Source organism: Natronogracilivirga saccharolytica, assembly GCF_017921895.1.
GTDB lineage: Bacteria > Bacteroidota > Rhodothermia > Balneolales > Natronogracilivirgulaceae > Natronogracilivirga > Natronogracilivirga saccharolytica.
Genome location: NZ_JAFIDN010000036.1, coordinates 1 through 1,132, shown reverse-complemented (window position 1 = coordinate 1,132; position 1,132 = coordinate 1). Strand labels below are relative to the sequence as shown.

Sequence of the window (1,132 nt, the reverse complement as noted above, 5' to 3'; positions counted from 1 at the left end):
AGTCCCGGCTCAGACTCTTTGAATGAGGCTGCCTGACCGCAACGATTGGTAATAAAATACTCCGGATTTTGTGTGGTTGACCTGCTCATGGTCAATTCAAGAGGTGGATCTATACGCTCAACGTGCAATTCATCTTCATTGAGCCTGGTGTAAACAAGGTCTATGCGAAAATTGTCTGGTGGGACCTGATAGGTAAAAACATTCCCATCCACACCGACAAATTCTCCAATGGTGACCACATAACAATTCTGATTATTGTTGTAAAGGGCATCATAAACCCGTTCTTTTTCCACAACAAACCAGTCGTCAGGTCGATCGGGGTATTGCCATACACCACCAAAACGGATCACACCGGAAGCACTTGCAATTTCACTCTGCCCTTCTTCTTTTCTTTCTTCAGCCGAATCGAATCCTCTTGCAACTACCTCAAGAGTTATACCCGTACAATCAGCCAGAGAAAGACCTGTATGGCATACCGCTGTTGACCAGGCAGCAGATGCTGTTCTGAAAGCATCACTATCGGTTACCATTGCAATGCCACTTAGAACCGCACTTCCGCAACTGGGTAATAAGGCAAGGCCAACCCCAAGTTTGGCAGTTTTAATCCCAACAGCACAAACACCAACATCCATACCTATCGAAACCAGTCTTGCAATTGTACCACCAAATGACTTTTCAAGGATCATCTCCGGAATGGGTACAGCACGTTCAGTGCTTATTTCGCCATCCGGACTGATCATGGCCATGTCCACGACATTTTCGGAAAAATCATAATTTTCAAACAGAAAGATATACCCATCAGCTATTACCTTTTCCGGAAGGCCTTTGGCATCCATATAGAAAACCAGGACATCCTCCTCACGATCCTTTTCCCAGACCACGACCTTATCAATTTCGTCACCTGAGTAGCCCATCGCGAAATTCATTCCACTTTCATGGCCAATTATGATGGGAAAAGCCTCATCGTTTGTTTCAATTAATGCATATCCATTTTCCCATTGTTCTTCATCTTCCTTGTCCGAGCCAAATATGCCGCAACCACTCACGATCACAAGTAAGGCTAACCATACCAAAGCTGTTTTTTTCATAGTTTCTATCCCTGAAGTTGGTTTATAAATCCGACCCGCTTACG

General features: G+C 44.5%; 1 protein-coding gene. It reads right to left on the bottom strand.

Annotated elements, in window-relative coordinates; translation table 11 throughout:
• A partial coding sequence (locus tag NATSA_RS15310) for a hypothetical protein (protein ID WP_210513492.1) occupies nt 1-1,088 on the bottom strand: 1,088 nt, incomplete at its 3' end.
• Nucleotides 1,089-1,132 lie beyond the last annotated feature (44 nt).